Annotated in this window: 20 protein-coding genes; 14 read left to right on the top strand and 6 right to left on the bottom strand. The window is 39.2% G+C overall.

Annotated elements, in window-relative coordinates:
- Window positions 1-35 precede the first annotated feature (35 nt).
- The 3 genes from rodA to A33I_RS13535 are packed head-to-tail and all read left to right on the top strand — an operon-like array spanning window position 36 to window position 2,695.
- Window positions 36-1,220 carry a rod shape-determining protein RodA gene (rodA, locus tag A33I_RS13545; protein WP_022628904.1) on the top strand — a complete coding sequence of 395 codons (1,185 nt, stop codon included), beginning with the start codon at window positions 36-38 and terminating at the stop codon, window positions 1,218-1,220.
- Between the two features lie 55 nt (window positions 1,221-1,275).
- Window positions 1,276-1,941 carry an NAD(P)-binding domain-containing protein gene (locus A33I_RS13540; protein WP_022628903.1) on the top strand — a complete coding sequence of 222 codons (666 nt, stop codon included), beginning with the start codon at window positions 1,276-1,278 and terminating at the stop codon, window positions 1,939-1,941.
- 37 nt (window positions 1,942-1,978) lie between these two features.
- A complete protein-coding gene (locus A33I_RS13535) occupies window positions 1,979-2,695 on the top strand; it encodes a pseudouridine synthase (RefSeq protein ID WP_022628902.1) in 717 nt (238 codons plus the stop codon).
- Window positions 2,696-2,891: 196 nt separating this feature from the next.
- On the opposite strand, the gene A33I_RS13530 is transcribed toward A33I_RS13535, so the two are convergent.
- Window positions 2,892-3,110, bottom strand: coding sequence for a DeoR family transcriptional regulator (locus A33I_RS13530; RefSeq protein WP_012960148.1), 219 nt, complete (start codon window positions 3,108-3,110; stop codon window positions 2,892-2,894).
- A 390-nt stretch (window positions 3,111-3,500) separates the two neighbouring features.
- Here A33I_RS13530 and pepV point away from each other — a divergent pair, with 390 nt between their 5' ends.
- On the top strand, window positions 3,501-4,904 hold the full coding sequence (gene pepV, locus A33I_RS13525; protein ID WP_022628901.1) for a dipeptidase PepV: 1,404 nt from the start codon (window positions 3,501-3,503) through the stop codon (window positions 4,902-4,904).
- A 53-nt stretch (window positions 4,905-4,957) separates the two neighbouring features.
- On the opposite strand, the gene cysK is transcribed toward pepV, so the two are convergent.
- Window positions 4,958-5,893 carry a cysteine synthase A gene (gene cysK / locus A33I_RS13520; RefSeq protein WP_022628900.1) on the bottom strand — a complete coding sequence of 312 codons (936 nt, stop codon included), beginning with the start codon at window positions 5,891-5,893 and terminating at the stop codon, window positions 4,958-4,960.
- 201 nt (window positions 5,894-6,094) lie between these two features.
- Here cysK and thpR point away from each other — a divergent pair, with 201 nt between their 5' ends.
- The 5 genes from thpR to A33I_RS13495 all read left to right on the top strand — a co-directional run bounded on the left by thpR (window position 6,095) and on the right by A33I_RS13495 (window position 9,307).
- A complete protein-coding gene (gene thpR / locus A33I_RS13515; RefSeq protein WP_022628899.1) occupies window positions 6,095-6,661 on the top strand; it encodes an RNA 2',3'-cyclic phosphodiesterase in 567 nt (188 codons plus the stop codon).
- 4 nt (window positions 6,662-6,665) lie between these two features.
- Window positions 6,666-7,073, top strand: a complete 408-nt coding sequence (locus tag A33I_RS13510) for a CidA/LrgA family protein (RefSeq protein WP_022628898.1) — start codon at window positions 6,666-6,668, stop codon at window positions 7,071-7,073.
- Window positions 7,066-7,743: an LrgB family protein gene (locus A33I_RS13505; RefSeq protein ID WP_022628897.1), complete on the top strand. Its 678-nt coding sequence runs from the start codon at window positions 7,066-7,068 to the stop codon at window positions 7,741-7,743. Before A33I_RS13510 ends, A33I_RS13505 begins: the two co-directional genes overlap by 8 nt.
- A 133-nt stretch (window positions 7,744-7,876) precedes the next feature.
- The gene (locus A33I_RS13500; RefSeq protein ID WP_022628896.1) at window positions 7,877-8,812 is read left to right on the top strand and encodes a nuclease-related domain-containing protein; all 936 of its coding nucleotides are present in this window, start codon (window positions 7,877-7,879) and stop codon (window positions 8,810-8,812) included.
- 198 nt (window positions 8,813-9,010) lie between these two features.
- The gene (locus A33I_RS13495; RefSeq protein ID WP_022628895.1) at window positions 9,011-9,307 is read left to right on the top strand and encodes a hypothetical protein; all 297 of its coding nucleotides are present in this window, start codon (window positions 9,011-9,013) and stop codon (window positions 9,305-9,307) included.
- A 336-nt stretch (window positions 9,308-9,643) separates the two neighbouring features.
- On the opposite strand, the gene purU is transcribed toward A33I_RS13495, so the two are convergent.
- The gene (gene purU / locus A33I_RS13490) at window positions 9,644-10,507 is read right to left on the bottom strand and encodes a formyltetrahydrofolate deformylase (protein ID WP_022628893.1); all 864 of its coding nucleotides are present in this window, start codon (window positions 10,505-10,507) and stop codon (window positions 9,644-9,646) included.
- A 582-nt stretch (window positions 10,508-11,089) separates the two neighbouring features.
- Here purU and A33I_RS13485 point away from each other — a divergent pair.
- The gene (locus A33I_RS13485; RefSeq protein WP_420796760.1) at window positions 11,090-11,875 is read left to right on the top strand and encodes a phosphotransferase; all 786 of its coding nucleotides are present in this window, start codon (window positions 11,090-11,092) and stop codon (window positions 11,873-11,875) included.
- A gap of 101 nt (window positions 11,876-11,976) precedes the next feature.
- Here A33I_RS13485 and A33I_RS13480 read toward each other — a convergent pair whose 3' ends face one another.
- A complete protein-coding gene (locus A33I_RS13480; RefSeq protein ID WP_022628891.1) occupies window positions 11,977-12,273 on the bottom strand; it encodes a YtzH-like family protein in 297 nt (98 codons plus the stop codon).
- 206 nt (window positions 12,274-12,479) lie between these two features.
- Between A33I_RS13480 and trmB the strand changes: the two genes are divergently transcribed.
- Both trmB and A33I_RS13470 read left to right on the top strand, forming a co-directional pair.
- Window positions 12,480-13,124: a tRNA (guanosine(46)-N7)-methyltransferase TrmB gene (gene trmB / locus A33I_RS13475; RefSeq protein WP_022628890.1), complete on the top strand. Its 645-nt coding sequence runs from the start codon at window positions 12,480-12,482 to the stop codon at window positions 13,122-13,124.
- Between the two features lie 143 nt (window positions 13,125-13,267).
- Window positions 13,268-14,125, top strand: a complete 858-nt coding sequence (locus A33I_RS13470; protein ID WP_022628889.1) for a YtnP family quorum-quenching lactonase — start codon at window positions 13,268-13,270, stop codon at window positions 14,123-14,125.
- A 136-nt stretch (window positions 14,126-14,261) separates the two neighbouring features.
- Here the strand turns inward: A33I_RS13470 and A33I_RS13465 are convergent, their stop codons facing one another.
- On the bottom strand, window positions 14,262-14,570 hold the full coding sequence (locus A33I_RS13465) for a PepSY domain-containing protein (protein WP_022628888.1): 309 nt from the start codon (window positions 14,568-14,570) through the stop codon (window positions 14,262-14,264).
- A gap of 248 nt (window positions 14,571-14,818) precedes the next feature.
- Here A33I_RS13465 and A33I_RS13460 point away from each other — a divergent pair, with 248 nt between their 5' ends.
- Window positions 14,819-15,892 (top strand): M42 family metallopeptidase, encoded by a 1,074-nt coding sequence (locus A33I_RS13460; protein ID WP_022628887.1) that lies wholly within the window; start codon window positions 14,819-14,821, stop codon window positions 15,890-15,892.
- 42 nt (window positions 15,893-15,934) lie between these two features.
- A complete protein-coding gene (locus tag A33I_RS13455; protein WP_022628886.1) occupies window positions 15,935-16,456 on the top strand; it encodes a DUF84 family protein in 522 nt (173 codons plus the stop codon).
- Window positions 16,457-16,527: 71 nt separating this feature from the next.
- Here A33I_RS13455 and A33I_RS13450 read toward each other — a convergent pair whose 3' ends face one another.
- Window positions 16,528-16,974, bottom strand: coding sequence for a YtoQ family protein (locus A33I_RS13450; protein ID WP_022628885.1), 447 nt, complete (start codon window positions 16,972-16,974; stop codon window positions 16,528-16,530).
- Between the last annotated feature and the right edge of the window lie 83 nt (window positions 16,975-17,057).

Below are 17,057 nucleotides of genomic sequence, written 5' to 3'. Positions count from 1 at the left end.
GCGTATAGGTGTAGTTGTTTCGTTTGGAGGAGACAATGGAAGAACGTAAAACAAATTTGCAACAAATTGATTATACATTGCTTTTTCTCTTGTTTGTGTTGATGTGTTTTAGTCTGCTGGCTATCTATAGCGGATCTGGGCAGTATTTCAGCAGTGACCCTACCTTATTCTTAAGAAGGCAGGTCATATTCTTTGTTGCTGGTACTCTCGTCATGGCATTTGTGATGGTAATGGATTACGATTTATTTAAAAACTTTTCGATTCCGCTTTATGCAATAGGAATGATTGCACTGATGCTTGTTTCATTTACTCCGCTCGGGGTATTTAGAAACGGGTCAACGCGCTGGCTAAACCTAGGTTTTGCACAGCCGCAGCCTTCTGAATTTGTTAAGATCTTTGTTATATTAGCTTTAGCCCATCTGCTGTACAAGATTACGACAGAGCGAAGGGAAAAAGACTTCAAATCAGATATGATTGTGGTGGCTAAAGTTCTAGCGGTAGGGTTGCCTCCATTCTTTCTCATACTTCAGCAGCCAGACTTAGGTACAGCACTTGTTATTGCAAGTATTATTGCTACAATGCTGTTAATGTCAGGTATTGCATGGAGGATTCTTGGCTTTTTAGGCTTATCTGCTGTCACGGGGATTATTTCCTTAGTCTGGCTCCACAATAATCATTTTGAAATATTTACTAAGATTATTGCACAGCATCAGCTCGAGAGAATTTATGGCTGGCTTGACCCAGAAGGATATGCGTCTGGCTACGGCTATCAGTTAACGCAGGCTATCCGTGGTATTGGTTCAGGTCAGCTTTATGGAAGCGGCTATCTACAAGGTGTGCAAACACAAAGTGATACGATACCAGAGATTCATACCGACTTTATCTTTACCGTAATCGGTGAGGAGTTTGGTTTTATAGGAGCTACAGTTTTACTTGTTACGTATTTCTTGATTTTTTATCGCATGATTATCATTGCGCTGACATGTAATAACTTATATGGAACGTATTTAGTAGCTGGTGTAATTGGGTTACTTGTGTTCCAAGTATTCCAAAACATCGCGATGACGATCGGATTAATGCCGATTACCGGTCTTGCTCTTCCGTTTATCAGCTACGGCGGTAGTTCGCTTATAACGAATATGCTGGCCGTTGGAATTGTCTTGAATGTGGGAATGCGTACCCGCCACTATATGTTCCAAACCGAAGAGATTGCTTCATAAGAGCTGTTAATCACCAGATTGCAGCTCTTTTATTATTTAAACAGGAGGGGTCAAAATGGTTATTATCATAGGCTCAGGACGTCTAAGTAAAGCGTTGCTCTCTCAAATAAAACATGACCAAGTTGGAGTGTACGGAAGAAATCAGAAGACAGTAAGGGAGCTCGCAAGTCAGTATCCATTTGCAGTCCCAGTTAAAAAAGAAGAACTTAAGAAGGCAGAAATGATGCTCGTTTGTCTTCCTAAGAATGCATATGAGGAATTCTTTACAGAGCATATCCATCACTTAGATGAAGATGTCATTATTTTTCATTTTGCTACTGCCTTATTAGAAAAAGATGTGATGCCGCTAGTAAAGGGAAGAACATTGCTTCCTTGTAAACTAGTTGGGCATGCGGCACAATTGCTGAAGGATAAGGATGGTTTATTAGCGATTCCGCCTGAATGCGGACACTTTAAAGAGAAAGTTCAAACACTCTTTCCAGCTCTCAGGGTGGAGCTGGTGAGTGAAGAGGATGTACTGGCCGCGAATAAACTAGCTACAAAAGAAACCTTAAAAATGCTCATACAAATTGAAGCTAAAGCCAAAGAGATGAAGCTTTCAAATCAGGTAACAAAACAGATACAAAAGCAGATTACACCTGGTGTGGTTCGAGGGTACTTAAACAATGACCTGGGTGGATTTGCAAAGTCTATTATTGATGAATTGAAATCGAATAGTTAAAATCTACTATAAAGTAATCGATAGAAAGGTGAAGAGGATGAGGCTAGATAAATTGCTTTCGAACATGGGATATGGTTCACGAAAAGAAGTGAAAAAAGTTCTTAAAAGCGGCAGTGTACGAATTGATGAAAAGGTTATAAAAGATGGTTCATATCAAGTAGACCCTGACCAATCCGATGTGACAGTCCATGGCGAACTGGTAGAATATAAGCCGTACGTTTATCTAATGTTAAATAAACCGCAAGGCGTCATTTCTGCTACGGAAGACAACCATCATAAAACCGTTATAGACCTGTTAGATGAATCGCATCTATTATATGATCCATTCCCGGTTGGCAGGCTCGATAAAGATACGGAAGGAATGCTGCTTCTTACAAATGACGGGAAATTTTCTCACTCTTTGATGTCACCCAAGAAACATGTCAAAAAAACCTATTATGCCAAAGTAAAAGGAACCGTAACAGAAGAGGACATTGGTTTATTTAAAAAGGGAGTAACCCTTGATGATGGCTATGTAACAAAACCTGCTGATTTAACCATCATTACCGCAGGTGAGCAATCGGAGATCGAATTAACGATTACTGAAGGAAAGTTTCATCAAGTAAAAAGAATGGTTGAAGCAGTAGACAAGAAAGTGACGTTTTTAAAGCGCATATCAATAGGTGGCTTGAAGCTTGATCCAAGTTTAGAAAAGGGCATGGTCAGGGAGTTGACTGAAGAAGATAAGCTGGCCTTGTTTGAAGAACTAATTTGAAGAACTAATTTGAAGAACTAATTTGAAGAACTAAAATGAAGAGAAGAAATCAACGAACAAAATCAAAGCCACAAAAAGACGAAAGGATCTGCTCCTTTCGTCTTTTTGTGGCTTTAAGTATTATACATGTTCTCATAGAAGTCGTTATCAATTCGTAAGGTAGTGTCCAGCATACAGCAATTTCAAGTTAAAGAAACTAAGAAACGCGTGTTTTTCTGTCTGTTACGCTCCATTTTCCTCTTGAAGGACTGCTAACAAGATTATTGTACTCTAGTACATTCAAGTCACGCTGGATGGTGCGTTGGGTAATCCCGAATTCTTCAACCAATTCAGTCGTCGTGACAGTCCCCCTTTGTTTGATGTAGAGGTAAATGGATTTAATACGGGTCAGCATACGATCAGTTGAAGTTTTCAAAAAACCACTCCTTATTCATAATCATGACCTAGTCCTTTAGCACATTCTATGCTTATTTAAACATATATATGCAGGACTACAGCGGATCACTTACCGTCAGAGGGGGATGAGATGTAGATGCGTTCTTATTTTCTGGCTCTTGGCTGCCAGCTAAGAGTGAGAAATGATTTCTCATCTTAACGTAATAAGAGCATTACACAAATCTTGGTTGTAGTGGGTCATTTGATTTTTATCTTATAGCAAGGTAATGTTGATATTGGTTCGTGATAGTGATTTAGAAACACATGATCACATCGAACCCTCCAGACACCTATATTCTATAATAATTCTTGAGATTTAGCAAAGGTTTTGCTTGACTATTGTTTATGTATGTAAAGGAGAATCGGAAAAATGAAGATTAATTGGCTCAAAGAAGTGGAAAAAAGAAAAGATCAGTTAATAAATGAAACTCAAGAGTTTCTGCGTATTAACAGTGTTTTAGATGAGTCGACGTCATCAGCAGGCCAGCCGTTTGGTAAGGGAATTGCAAACGCACTGCAACATATGTTAACAGAAGGTGAAGATCGTGGTTTTTCTGTTAAGAATCTTGATGGATATGCGGGGTATGTAGAACATGGCTCAGGAAAAGAGAGTGTAGGTATATTATGTCATCTCGATGTGGTGCCGGCAGGAACGGGGTGGACAAGCCCGCCATTTGCTGCAGTGATTCGGGAAGGGAAACTGTTTGCTAGAGGGGCAATAGATAACAAAGGTCCAACAATTGCAGCTTTTTTTGCCTTAGCCTTAGTAAAAGAATTAAATGTAGAATTGTCAAAGCGTGTTCGGATAATTTTCGGTACGGATGAGGAAAGCAACTGGAGATGTGTAGAGCATTATTTTAAGCATGAAGAAATGCCGACAATCGGCTTCGCACCTGATGCTGACTTTCCCATTATCCATGCAGAAAAGGGAATTATGGATGTAGAACTTAAATTCTCCGAAAAAGATTCAGACGGAGAGGTTAAACTAGAAACATTTAAGTCAGGCGAACGTTTAAATATGGTGCCAGAATCTGCAGAAGTGAAGTTGAAGGGGAACGAGGAACACCTAGCCTCTATTATCGCTTCATTTTCCGCCTTTCTAGAAGAAAAAACGTTTGAAGGTTCCTTTGACCATACGAAGGAAACCCTCGTTTTATCTATTCTTGGGAAATCTGCACATGGCTCCACACCAGAGAGAGGAATAAATGCAGGCCTTTACTTAGCTGAGTTTTTGCACTCGCTTCGGTTAACTAAACTTCCGGCCTTTATTTCGCTGTTAGGCGAGAAATGTCTAGGAGACTTTTATGGTCGAACGTTCGGTATAAACGAAGAGGATGAAGTATCTGGTCCGTTAACTGTGAATGTTGGTAAAGTTTCATACAAGCGGGGATCTAGTGCTGCAGTTGGATTAAATATCAGGTATCCGGTGACGGCGGATGGTGACAAGATTATTCATACGTTAGAGCAGGCAGCAAGTGATAATCAAGCCGAGATAAAGGTGATTGATCATATGACACCAAGCTATGTAGAGGGAGACCACCCTCTAATTAAAACGCTTCAAGAAGTGTATGAACGCCAAACAGGTGAGAAAGCCGATTTACTTGCAATCGGTGGAGGAACCTATGCTCGTTCTCTTGATGTCGGCGTAGCCTTTGGTCCGATGTTTCCTGGAAGAGAAGATGTTGCCCATCAAAAGGATGAGTACATTTTAATAGATGACTTAATTAAAGCGGCAGCTATTTATGCTGAGGCTACTTATGAGCTTGCTAAATAATAAAAGCGGAGAGATCATTAATCTCTCCGCTTTTTCTTATTAGTCATTAAACTTTAATCATTAAACTCGAATAAGTCAGTAGATAAATAACGCTCACCCGTATCACAAGCAATCGCTACAACCACATCCTCAGGTGATAAGCGTTTAGCTACTTCTAGCGCGGCAAAGCAAGCAGCACCTGAAGATGGACCGACGAGAATCCCTTCTTGCTGGGCAAGTTCTCGTGTAACGCGGTAAGCATCCTCATCTTCAATTTTCAAGATTTCATCATACACTTGCTCATTAAGGATAGGAGGGATAAATCCAGGACTTGTACCGACTAATTTATGAGGTCCTGGCTTGCCTCCAGATAAGACTGGTGAACCTGCAGGCTCTACTACATGAATAGAGGCATCTGGGTAGAAACGTTTTAGTTCTTCACCTGTACCAGTAATCGTACCGCCTGTACCTGATGCAGCTACAAAAGCAGATAATGATTCATCTACACTTTCAAGCGCGGTTTTAATTTCTACAGCTGTTGTTTTGCGATGCGCATCTGAGTTTGCTTCATTTTCAAACTGCATAGGCATGTAACTATTTGGTATTTCTTTTACTAATTCATGCGCTTTTTCAATGGCACCTGGCATTTTCTTATCGCCTTCTGTCAGTACTACCTCTGCACCATAGGCCTTTAGTAAATTAATTCGCTCTTGTGACATCGTGTCAGGCATGACTAAAATCGCACGGTATCCTTTAGCTGCGGCATTCATCGCTAAGCCAATACCTGTATTTCCGCTTGTTGGCTCAATGATGGTTGAGCCTGCCTTTAAATGACCTTGTTTCTCGGCTTCTATAATCATATTGTATGCAGCACGATCTTTAACACTTCCGCTTGGGTTCATCATTTCCATTTTGAGATAAACTTTGGCACCGCCTGGAGCTGGGATGCGATTTAACTTTACAAGTGGCGTTTGACCAATTAATTCTGCCATATTATTAACTACTCTCATCATTCCACATCCAATCCTGATTTCTATACGTATAGTTTATCACAGCTGTGTTTTGATTTCCTATTAACAAGATAGGAAAAGATGATAAATAAATGTTTTACTTATATTCATTCTTTCTTTTGATACAATATCATTTATAAGAGTATCCCAAAAAGACAGTTTCATAAAAGGAGTTCTTAGGATGAAAAAGGTGGTCTTAGTATGAACGAACAACATTATTTTTTGTCAGTGCCAGTTAGCGCGGAAATTAAAGAACTGTATAGTAAGCACTTAGCTGATTTGAAAAAACAATATCCATTTAAACAATGGCCTCATCCAGATGATCTGCATATTACGCTCGTATTTCTAGGGGCTGTATCAACTAAGAAAAGGCAAGAATTGATTGAACAGATAAATCAGACCCTCACCTCAAGTGGACTCTCTAGCCTTACTTTAAGGATAGGCGGGTTAAACACATTCGGTAATGAACGGTCACCGCGCATTCTTTGGGCAGATGTTCTTGGCAATCTAGAAAAGCTTCATAAACTCCAAAGAGAAATAAATGGTGTATGTAAAAATTTAGACCTGCGTACAGACAACAGACCGTACCGTCCACATATGACTATTGCCAAAAAATGGGTTGGGCAAATGGAATTCTTATTGTCAGAAGATCCATTTACTGAATCCTTTGTAGAGTGGGATATACCGTATTTTCAGCTGATTGAAATCCACCCGAAGCAAAGTCCAAAATATAAAGAAATTCAACGTTTTAATTTAGGAGGTGAATAACCGGATGAAGGTAGTCTCTTTTATGCAAGTACTCATACATATCGCTATTTTATATGGGTTTTATAGGTTAGGGGTATGGATTCAGCAAGCTTTATCATTGTCCATCCCTGGAAGTATTATAGGCATGCTTTTATTATTTATCTTGCTCGTAACAAAAATCATCCCAGTTACAAGAATTGAAAAGGGGACAACCTTTTTAATACGCCATATGCCGTTGCTTTTTATTCCTGTAACTGTAGGAGTGATGGAATATTTTGATGTCTTCCGCGGTAAAGGCTCCTTATTAATTGTCATTACACTAATAAGCACAATCTTGGTGTTTGGAATCGCAGGACTGGTTAGTCAATGGTGTATACATAAAATGGAGAATAAACGACTGCAGCCTAATAGAAAGGAGTATAGTAATGAATGAATGGAGTATAACGATCATCATGCTTGCCTTAACGATTATCATATATGGATTTGCCAAAACCTTTTATAAACGTCTTTCTCATCCATTTACATTGCCAATTTTGACGTCTACACTATCTATTATTCTGCTATTACTTCTATTAGATATAGATTATCACTTGTACAAAGAGGGAAGCAGATGGTTAGATGAGTTACTAGGTGCCGCAGTTGTGGCGCTTGCCTTTCCTTTATACAAGCAGCTGCCTATGCTTAAACGGTTTATTCTCCCTATTCTTTTAAGTATAACAGTAGGTGCATTTATCGGCGTTTTTAGCGGAGTGCTCCTATCTAGATGGCTAGGGATTGATTCTTCCATCATCGGGGCCCTTGCTCCCAAGTCTATTACCACACCCGTTGCGATGGAGATTGCTTATAATCTTGGCAGTGCTGCCCCTTTAGCTGCCGTTTTTGTCATGATAGCAGGTATAGGAGGGGCTGTGTTATCCCCTTTTTTATATAAATGGTTTAACATTACTCACCCGATCAGTAGAGGAATAGGAATGGGTTGTGCGTCCCATGCTATTGGAACGGCAAAGGCATTTGAAAATGGGGAACTAGACGGTGCCGCCAGTTCTATTGCGATGACTGTTAGTGCCATAGTAGTAGCATTAATCATTACAGTATTCTTCTAACAGGTAATCATGTAAATGTTTGGGTGAATCGTGGAAAAAAAGGGGAGTCTTGGCCTATTCATTCTAATTTTAAAGAAGGTATGGTACTATTTCTTTATTAGAATAGGTTCACCCAAGAGTCGGGGGGATAACGATGGCACATTTAATTAAATTAGAAGACTATGTTTCAAGGTATCAATCAGATCTTCACAGATACCCTAGTCAGTTTACTAGAATGAAGAAAGAAAGATGGGAATTTCTAAAAACTGAATGGGAGCGCCTTCAACAGGCAGACCATACTAACATCGAGGAGTCCCGGGATGAGGTATTAATAGAAAAAGAAGGCAGTTTTTTCAGTCAAGCTGTTAGAAAGATGAAAAGCTGGAAAGCAAAGCGCAGCCAATCAAATATGGAAGAGTTAGATGTGGAGGAAGAAAAGGAAAAGGTGGATCCTTCTCTTAGTCTTGAGCAAGTAAAAGAAAGGTTCTTACAGGAACTATTTCATTCACAACTAAGATGGGCAAGTTCTTCCTTACTTGAAGAATCTTCCCTTCACCCTCGTTATAAAAGAGATGAGGTCCTTCGTTTTTTTACTCAGCATCTGCCAGATAATTTCTTCGTGATGTACAGGCCCGTTTTCTATATTAAGAAAGCTCCTATTGAGTTGGATATTATTTTGATTACACCAAATGAAGTAATATGCGTGGCCCTTCTAGATGGACATAAACATAGTATATTTGAAGCGAGTTCAGAACGGTTTTGGACAGAGTATATCGACCAAACGAAAAAAAAGCGAATCAGTCCATTGCTCTCATTGTCGAGAATGAGCGGTGTGATTAAACCGATCTTAGAAGCTGAAGAGTTAAGCATACCCATTCGAAAGGTAGTCTTGTCTCCGAATGGATTGATTGACGGCCACCTTACAGGTAAGAATGTCGAATTCATTGATCAGCGTAACAAAGCAGATTGGCATTACAAGCTTGCAAAAAATCCTTCTCCAATAAAACATCAGCAATTAAAAACAGCTGAAGTTCTCCTAGGATATACACATACGATGGCGTTTCAAAGAATGGAAAATCAGGAGACTTAACTGAAGATTACAAATAACGGATCGAGATTGAATTTAAAAGAAGAAATCCGTATAATAGGTAAGGATGTTAAACGTTCCCTATGCAAGGCATAGGGATTTTATTTGTGCATTTGATTAGCTGATATAATCGTCTTTAATCATCTGGCGGTTTATTGAAACAGTCACGTGACGTCGTAATAGTTGAGGAGGAGGGTGCCCATGCAGATAGTACCGAAAATTGATGATTATGCTTGGCAAGTCCGGCGTGTGCCAGATTGGACGGGTCAGACAGAAATTATGATAGAAATTATAGGAGCTGAAGGTTGTGTCAGCTTTGGGTATTCGGTAAAAGAGGCAAAGCGTGGATTAAAGGAAGCTCTTTTGCTTTGGATCAAGAAGTACGGTGAACTAGCCTTGCCAGAAGGTCGTGAGGGAGCCCATCTGATTTATATAGAACCTAAAATGACCAAAGAAGAAGAAGATTATATTAACGTAGAACTCAAAAAACTACAATAAAAATCGATCCTAGATCTAGGATCGATTTTTATTTGGACTTTTAAAGTGCGGGTAATAGGAGGCTTCATTTTACCGCATGTCAGTCGCCATCGCTTTTCTTATCTAGCTTCATGACATTGACCTTCGAGAAACTTTTGTGAATCAAACGAAGCAAAGAACGCTTCTCATTGCTTCACCTCATTTTACCGCATGCCAGATCATGTCATTCCGCTTTTCTGTCTAGCTGCAGGGTTCAGGTAATCGGTGGCTTCACTTTGCCAAACGAAGCCAAAAGCGCTTCTAATTGTCAAAGCTCCATCCCCCTCATACCTAACCGAACCCTTCCGCTTTTCTTCTTTAAAATACGACGGTTTTGTTTCCGTAGACGATGACTTGGTCGTTTGTGTGCCATTCTACGGCTCTGGCTAACGCGATTCTTTCTACATTTCTTCCTGCTACACGGAGTTCCTGAGTTGAGTAGCGGTGGTTAACACGAAGAACATCTTGTTCGATGATCGGACCTTCGTCTAAATCATCTGTTACATAGTGAGCTGTTGCTCCAATTAATTTAACCCCGCGTTCGAATGCTTTCGCGTATGGATTAGCTCCGATAAAGGCAGGTAAGAATGAATGGTGGATATTAATGATTCGATAAGGAAATGATTCTACGAATGTTGGTGAAAGGATTTGCATATAGCGTGCTAATACAATGAAATCCACATCATGCTGTTTCAGTAAATTAATCGCTTCTTGCTCAGCTTCTTCTTTTGTATCACGAGTTACAGGTACATGATAAAAAGGAATTCCATAGCTTTCCACGACTTGTTTATTAGTAGGGTGGTTACTTATTATTAATGGAATATCCACTTGTAATTCACCTGAACGCCATCTCCATAAAAGTTCTAATAAGCAGTGATCCTCTTTGGAAACTAAAATAGCCATGCGTTTTTTTCTCGCCGCAAGCTCCATTTTCCACTCAAAGTCCAATTTATCGGCTAATGTATGAAATTCTTTTTTAAACCGAAGGAAATCAGGGCTTGAATTTCCTAGGTCAAATTCAATTCTCATGAAAAACATACCGCCTTCAGGGTCTGTTGAAAATTGATCAGATTGAACAATATTCGCATCATATTGATGAAGGAATGTTGACACTGCTGATACAATGCCAGGTTTATCCTGACATGAAATAAGTAAACGTGCTCTGTTTGGATGTTGACTCATTGACTAAAATCCTCCGTTCGGCTCTTCGATTATAACGATTTTCGTTAGCTCTTTTAGACAAGCTTAGTTTATACCAAATAGCCATGCTTATCTATATGATATCCCAATTAAGTTAAGCTATAATGACAATCGTCGGCTGCATTCCTTTTAGGTACTTTCAATATTGAAGCAAATCCACAATACTTCTGTCAATCGTCTTTTTACATTCTCCCTAAATGTAATCGATATCATGAGATTTCTGTAAGTTTTTCTTCTTTATTAAAGTTATGACGGGAGAGAACCAGGAAGATAAAGAGTGAAGGTGATTGACTGTAAACGAGCTTTTTTGATACTATTGAAATCAATTCTTAAAGAATACTATAATGTATTAGCGTAGCAGAGTTGCTTACTAAAACTCTGCTTATTTTGTGTAAAGTAGCTAATACAGCATGTAACACTGCGTTTGGATTGTTATTTTAATTATTATTTAATGAAATTGATTGAATTTTTGATAGGTAAATACGACAAAATACGCTATACTAAGAAGATAATGCAGTAAGGTGAAAAGAAAGTTAATGGAAATTGAGGGTGAATTGGTTGGAAATGTTTTTAGGAGATGGCTGGAAGGTGGAACCAGCTGGTGGAGCGACAGGTGAAGCATATATAGCCCAGCAAGGTGACCAGAAAGTATTTCTGAAACGCAATTCATCACCATTTCTTGCTGTTCTTTCTGCTGAAGGAATTGTTCCGAAGCTGCTATGGACTAAACGCTTAGAAAACGGTGATGTTGTAACGGCACAGCGTTGGGTAAAAGGCCGTGAGTTAAAAGCTTATGAAATGAAAGAACGAAAAGTTGCGGAGCTTTTAGCTAAAATTCACGGGTCGAGCGAGCTGCTTGATATGTTTAAGCGAATAGGAAATGAACCTTTATCGCCAGAAGTCATTGTAGATAACCTGCGTGTTCAGCTGCAATTAAATCAAGTAGAAGACGATATTATTGAAACAGGGATGGCTTTTTTAGCATCTCAATTAAATGATGTCTCGTATGATCATTATGTGGTATGTCATTGTGATATTAACCATAACAACTGGATTCAAGATGAGGGAGAGCAGCTATATTTAATTGATTGGGACGGTGCAACTGTTGCTGACCCGGCTCTTGATCTAGGATTATTACTCTACTCCTATATCCCGCCTGAAGAATGGGAAGACTGGATTAAAGAGTATGGATTGTTGCTCGGAGAATCATTGCGTGAGAGGATGCATTGGTATGTGGTTTCTCAAACGATCTCAGTTATTCTTTGGCATTATGAGCGTAAACAATTTACTGAAGTAGATAAATTTAAAGAATACCTCCATTCCTTATTAGTTGAGGATTATAAAGAATAACGAATTTGCAAAATTATATAAAAAAAAGGCTGATCCACAGGGAGCAGCCTTTTTTGTGTGCAAATGCTGTCAAAGCGGGGAAATGAGGAAGGAGGAAATAACTATTTGTAGTTATTTCCTGGGGAATGTCCCGTATTGCTGTCGAACGTTATCTGATTCATACTAGTTAACCACTGTTCGACATTCTCTTGTAAAAAAGGTTCATGATTAAGTTGATGCTGCTCGGTAATTTCACCAATGATTTGCTTAACCGATTGATCTACAGAAGGGTCATTGTTTAAGGATTGAAGCAAGCGTGCAATCTGTGAAGCTTCGTCGTCAGTCATATAATGCTCGTCTGCTTGGTTCTTTAAAATATCACAAAGCAAGCCAATTTTATGTTGATTTGAAATGGGCATACAATCACTCTCCATTTTTTTCTAACGGCTGTGATCCAGCTGTCATTTTGCAGCCTTCACGTATAGAGTGTGCATCTGCTCATGTATGTATTCAGAACAGAAATCCCAGAAACATAAAAAATGCCAAAATAGAAGTGCTCATATACATTGCTGACTATAAAGGTTATAATACATGATTGAGTTGAAGAAATGGAGGAGTGATTACGGTGCGTTTACGTCACAAGCCGTGGGCAAGAGAAGAGATGGACAAATATCCATCCATTGTTATTCAGAACCCGCACGAAAATAAAAATAAATGGCATGAATGGTTTGGCAACGACAAGCCGCTATATGTGGAAGTAGGAACAGGAAAAGGTCAATTCTTAACAGGGATGGGTGAGTTGCACCCTGATGTTAATTTCATTGGGGTGGAGAAGTATGACAGTGTCTTAATTTCTGCGATGGAAAAAGTTCGCGATACTGAGCAGGAAAATGTTGTATTTTTAAATGAAGATGTAGAGAATTTATTGGATTTCTTTGGTGAAGGCGAGATTGATCGTTTATTTATAAACTTTACAGATCCATGGCCTAAAAATAAGCATGCCAAGCGTCGTCTTACACATGGAAATTTCCTAACTCTATATAAGAAAGTGTTAAAAGAAGATGGAGAGATTCACTTTAAAACCGATAATCAAGGGTTATTTGAATATTCCCTTCATAGTATGTCCACTTTTGGAATGGCTTTTAATCAAGTTAGCTTAGATCTCCATAAAAGTTCAATGGAAGGAAATGTGATGACTGAATACGAGGAAAAATTCTCGCAAAAAGGAATGCGCATTTATCGTCTAGAAGCACATTTTAATAACAAATAAAACTCTTCGTAAGAAGGGTTTTTATTTTTGTTCCATTTTATCTTCTTAATGATTCAACCAATAAAACAATAAGAAAGCGTTTTATTGTTTTGAATTATGATAAAATAAAGAAGAATAAATCATTAAGAGTGGAGGGTATTTTGATGGAAAAGATAACAAGAGATGGATTGTCACTGACTTGGTTAAACGGGGGAGTAACTCATATGGATGGCGGTGCGATGTTTGGTGTTGTACCTAAACCATTATGGAGCCGTAAATACCCGCATAACGAAAATAATCAGATTGAACTTCGAACGGATCCGATTTTAATACAAAAGGATGGGAAAAACATTCTGATGGAATCAGGAATTGGAAATGGTCGTTTTTCAGATAAGCAAAAGCGTAATTATGGAATTAAAGAAGAATCCTCTATTGAAGGTAATTTAAAAGATTTAGGTTTGACAACAGCTGATATTGATATTGTTCTTATGACGCATATGCACTTTGATCATGCATCAGGACTTGCGAAGGAAGATGATGGTCAATGGGTGCCTACTTTTGAGAACGCTGTCATTTATACTTCAGATACAGAGTGGAATGAAATGAAGAATCCAAATGTTCGCTCTCAAAATACATATTGGGAACAAAATTGGAAACCGATTGAACAGCAGGTAAAGACGTTCAAGGAAGAAATTGAGCCAATCCCGGGAGTGAAATTAGTCCATACAGGCGGTCATAGTGATGGACATTGTATCTTGGTGTTAGAACATGGTGGGGAGACATTTATTCACTTAGCCGATATTATGCCGACTCATGCTCATGCCAATCCTCTTTGGGTGCTTGCGTATGATGATTTTCCAATGGATTCTATTTTCAATAAACAGAAATGGCAAACGTACGGTAAAGAAAAAGACGCGTGGTATCTGTTCTACCATGATTATAAATATCGAGCGGTAAAGTGGAATGAAAACGGAGAATTAGTCGAGTCAATTGAACGTGAGCAATACGTTTATTCAAGCTAATAAATAGAGGCTGGGACAAACCAAGTGTTTATATAATGAGCGAACAATACGCAAACGCGTAGTAGATTTAAGGAGCGGTGTATACGCACTGGTATTCTCATTCGTTACACACCTGGTCCCAGCCTCGCTCTTTAATTTATGCTGCTTTTAACTCAAGTAGTGTACCAGTCTTAGTGTCAGCTAGAAATTCGAATTGTACTGTACCTGATTCAGTTGTCGTAGAGATTCCTCCACGATATACTTCCATACGTACATTTTCTCTTTCTACTGTTTCAGGAATCATATGAATCCATGATCCTGATATGGCATGAGTAGACGAAACGGTTTTCTTTACTTCTTTTAATGCTTTCTCAGGTGATATTTTTTCTGCTTCAAGGCTTGGGCGTAGGAAGTAACCTGCAACAACTCCAATACCTACTCCTAATGCAAAACGTTTTATACTCATCATGATCATCCTTTCACACTTACGTTAGATTTGTCAGGTGATATTTAGGAAGCATTAACTTTTCAAAACTACTAAGACTAGATATAGTATACAGAAACTTTCTGCCGTTTTCCAATTTAAATGGAATGAGTCATTGTTTATTCAATCTTTTTAAATGAGAGCTTTATTGGGGCAAAGTAGCAATTGCTAGAGGATTCAGATAAAATGAATATGTACATATATTTTTCGGGTATCGAAAGGAGCTTGTCATGAATCAAGATACGCTTACTATGTTTAAAACATTAACAGAATTACAAGGAGCCCCTGGATTTGAACACGACGTTCGTAAGTTTGTCCGAGGAGAGCTTGAGAAATACTCTGATGAAATCGTTCAAGATCGTCTAGGAAGTATTTTTGGTGTGAAGAAGGGAGCCGCGGAAGGCCCTGTGGTTATGGTAGCTGGTCATATGGATGAAGTTGGCTTTATGGTGACATCTATTAATGAAAAGGGGTTAATTCGCTTTCAAACATTAGGTGGCTGGTGGAGCCAAGTGCTGCTTGCTCAACGAGTTCAGATTATGACTGATGCCGGTCCGGTTATCGGAGTCATAGGCTCAACTCCGCCTCATCTTCTAGAAGAATCTCAACGTAAGAAGCCGATGGAAATTAAACATATGTATATTGACATTGGCGCAGATGATAAAGAAGACGCTAAGAAAATCGGCATTAAGCCTGGACAGCAAATTGTACCGGTTTGCCCGTTTACACCTATGGCAAATGATAAAAAAATCTTAGCAAAAGCATGGGATAATCGTTACGGGGTAGGGCTTTCCATTGAGCTTTTAAAAGAATTACAAAATGAAAAGCTTCCTAATACGCTTTATTCAGGAGCTACCGTTCAAGAAGAGGTTGGACTAAGAGGAGCTCAAACTTCTGCTCAAATGATAAAGCCTGATATTTTCTATGCGCTAGATGCGAGTCCAGCAAACGATGCTACAGGCGGAAAAGATGCCTTTGGTCACCTTGGAAAAGGAGCGCTTCTTCGTATTCTAGATCGTACGATGGTGACTCACCGCGGTATGCGCGAATTTATTTTAGATACCGCTGAGACACATAATATTCCATACCAATATTTCATTTCACAAGGTGGTACAGACGCAGGACGTGTGCATATGTCAGGGGACGGGGTACCTTCAGCGGTGATTGGTATTTGCTCTCGCTACATTCATACAGCAGCTTCCATTATTCATATTGATGATTACGCAGCGGCAAAAGAATTAATTGTAAAATTAGTGAAATCTACAGATCACAACACATTAGAACAAATAAGAAAAGGCGTCTAAGCGGTTACTGGTAGAAGAGATACATGGAGGTCAGCGGAAAAAATGAAGCTAGCAATAGGCACAAAAAATCCTGCCAAAGTGCATGCTGTAATGGATACACTTATTCGTGAGCCACTGGAGTTCATTAGTATTGATGCCCCGTCCGGTGTGTCAGCTCAACCTTTCTCTGAAGAAGAAACCTTGGAGGGTGCCATTAATCGAGCGAAATTTGCCTTAAGTGAAGCAGGCTCAAACATAGCTGTTGGACTTGAAGGAGGGGTTTGTGAAACCCCTAATGGGATCATGCTATGTAATTGGGGAGCATTAACGGATCATTTTGGGGGAGTTTGGATCGCCAGTGGGGCCAAAATTCCATTGCCTTCTAATGTTGAGCGAAAATTAAAAGAAGGTTATGAGCTTGGTGTGATTATGAGTGAGCTCATGCAAGATCCTCATATCCGCCACAAAGAAGGTGCAGTTGGAGTCTTTACTTCCGGTATGCTGACTCGTAAGGAAATGTTTAGCCACATTGTACGGCTGCTTTACGGTCAATATCAATTTGACAGACCTTCATACAGCCATTAATAGAAAAAAGCATTAGTGTCCTTGAGAAATGGACCTAATGCTTTTTTATGCTTTCAATAGATTTCATTCATTTATTCTTCTTCAAACACATAAGAGAGAGCTTGGATCGCTTGTTCAGGAGTCTCAACGACAACTTGTGCTTTATTTGCTAATTCTTTAAGCGGATGATGCAGCTTTTCTGGTCGAATGAGGATTAATGGTTTTTGCAAGGCAATGGCTGTAGCAGCATCCATAGCACTGTTCCATTGTTTGTATGTTTCTCCGAATAAGGCGATGACGACATCGGCTTTTTGAAGGAGGATTTGAGTACGTAAATTGTTAATACTAGATGCTGCTTCATCTTTTAAAATGCTAGTAGGCATTTTGCCTAAGATCTCTTCACCAATATCATCAGAGCGGTCATGATTTTCCATCGGCCCTGTAAAAAGAAGAGGTAAATGTCGATTTTTTGCAGCCTCTTTTAGGTCTTGTCTCCATGCACTATGAATTTCTCCAGCTAAATAAACGTTTAATTCCACGATGATCTCTCCTTTACTATTTTTTCCCTTTCTATTATAAAGGAAGAACTCTTTGGAGACGAATAATAGGACAAGGTTCACGT

Source organism: Alkalihalophilus marmarensis DSM 21297, from assembly GCF_000474275.2.
Classification (GTDB): Bacteria; Bacillota; Bacilli; order Bacillales; family Bacillaceae_D; genus Alkalihalophilus; species Alkalihalophilus marmarensis.
This window is presented reverse-complemented; position numbering and strand designations above follow the sequence as displayed.

Coding starts and splice junctions, on each gene's coding strand:
- rodA (WP_022628904.1), top strand. CDS start 36: ATGGAAGAACGTAAAACAAATTTGCAACAAATTGATTATACATTGCTT.
- A33I_RS13540 (WP_022628903.1), top strand. CDS start 1,276: ATGGTTATTATCATAGGCTCAGGACGTCTAAGTAAAGCGTTGCTCTCT.
- A33I_RS13535 (WP_022628902.1), top strand. CDS start 1,979: ATGAGGCTAGATAAATTGCTTTCGAACATGGGATATGGTTCACGAAAA.
- pepV (WP_022628901.1), top strand. CDS start 3,501: ATGAAGATTAATTGGCTCAAAGAAGTGGAAAAAAGAAAAGATCAGTTA.
- cysK (WP_022628900.1), bottom strand. CDS start 5,893: ATGAGAGTAGTTAATAATATGGCAGAATTAATTGGTCAAACGCCACTT.
- thpR (WP_022628899.1), top strand. CDS start 6,095: ATGAACGAACAACATTATTTTTTGTCAGTGCCAGTTAGCGCGGAAATT.
- A33I_RS13510 (WP_022628898.1), top strand. CDS start 6,666: ATGAAGGTAGTCTCTTTTATGCAAGTACTCATACATATCGCTATTTTA.
- A33I_RS13505 (WP_022628897.1), top strand. CDS start 7,066: ATGAATGAATGGAGTATAACGATCATCATGCTTGCCTTAACGATTATC.
- A33I_RS13500 (WP_022628896.1), top strand. CDS start 7,877: ATGGCACATTTAATTAAATTAGAAGACTATGTTTCAAGGTATCAATCA.
- A33I_RS13495 (WP_022628895.1), top strand. CDS start 9,011: ATGCAGATAGTACCGAAAATTGATGATTATGCTTGGCAAGTCCGGCGT.
- purU (WP_022628893.1), bottom strand. CDS start 10,507: ATGAGTCAACATCCAAACAGAGCACGTTTACTTATTTCATGTCAGGAT.
- A33I_RS13485 (WP_420796760.1), top strand. CDS start 11,090: ATGTTTTTAGGAGATGGCTGGAAGGTGGAACCAGCTGGTGGAGCGACA.
- A33I_RS13480 (WP_022628891.1), bottom strand. CDS start 12,273: ATGCCCATTTCAAATCAACATAAAATTGGCTTGCTTTGTGATATTTTA.
- A33I_RS13470 (WP_022628889.1), top strand. CDS start 13,268: ATGGAAAAGATAACAAGAGATGGATTGTCACTGACTTGGTTAAACGGG.
- A33I_RS13465 (WP_022628888.1), bottom strand. CDS start 14,570: ATGAGTATAAAACGTTTTGCATTAGGAGTAGGTATTGGAGTTGTTGCA.
- A33I_RS13460 (WP_022628887.1), top strand. CDS start 14,819: ATGAATCAAGATACGCTTACTATGTTTAAAACATTAACAGAATTACAA.
- A33I_RS13455 (WP_022628886.1), top strand. CDS start 15,935: ATGAAGCTAGCAATAGGCACAAAAAATCCTGCCAAAGTGCATGCTGTA.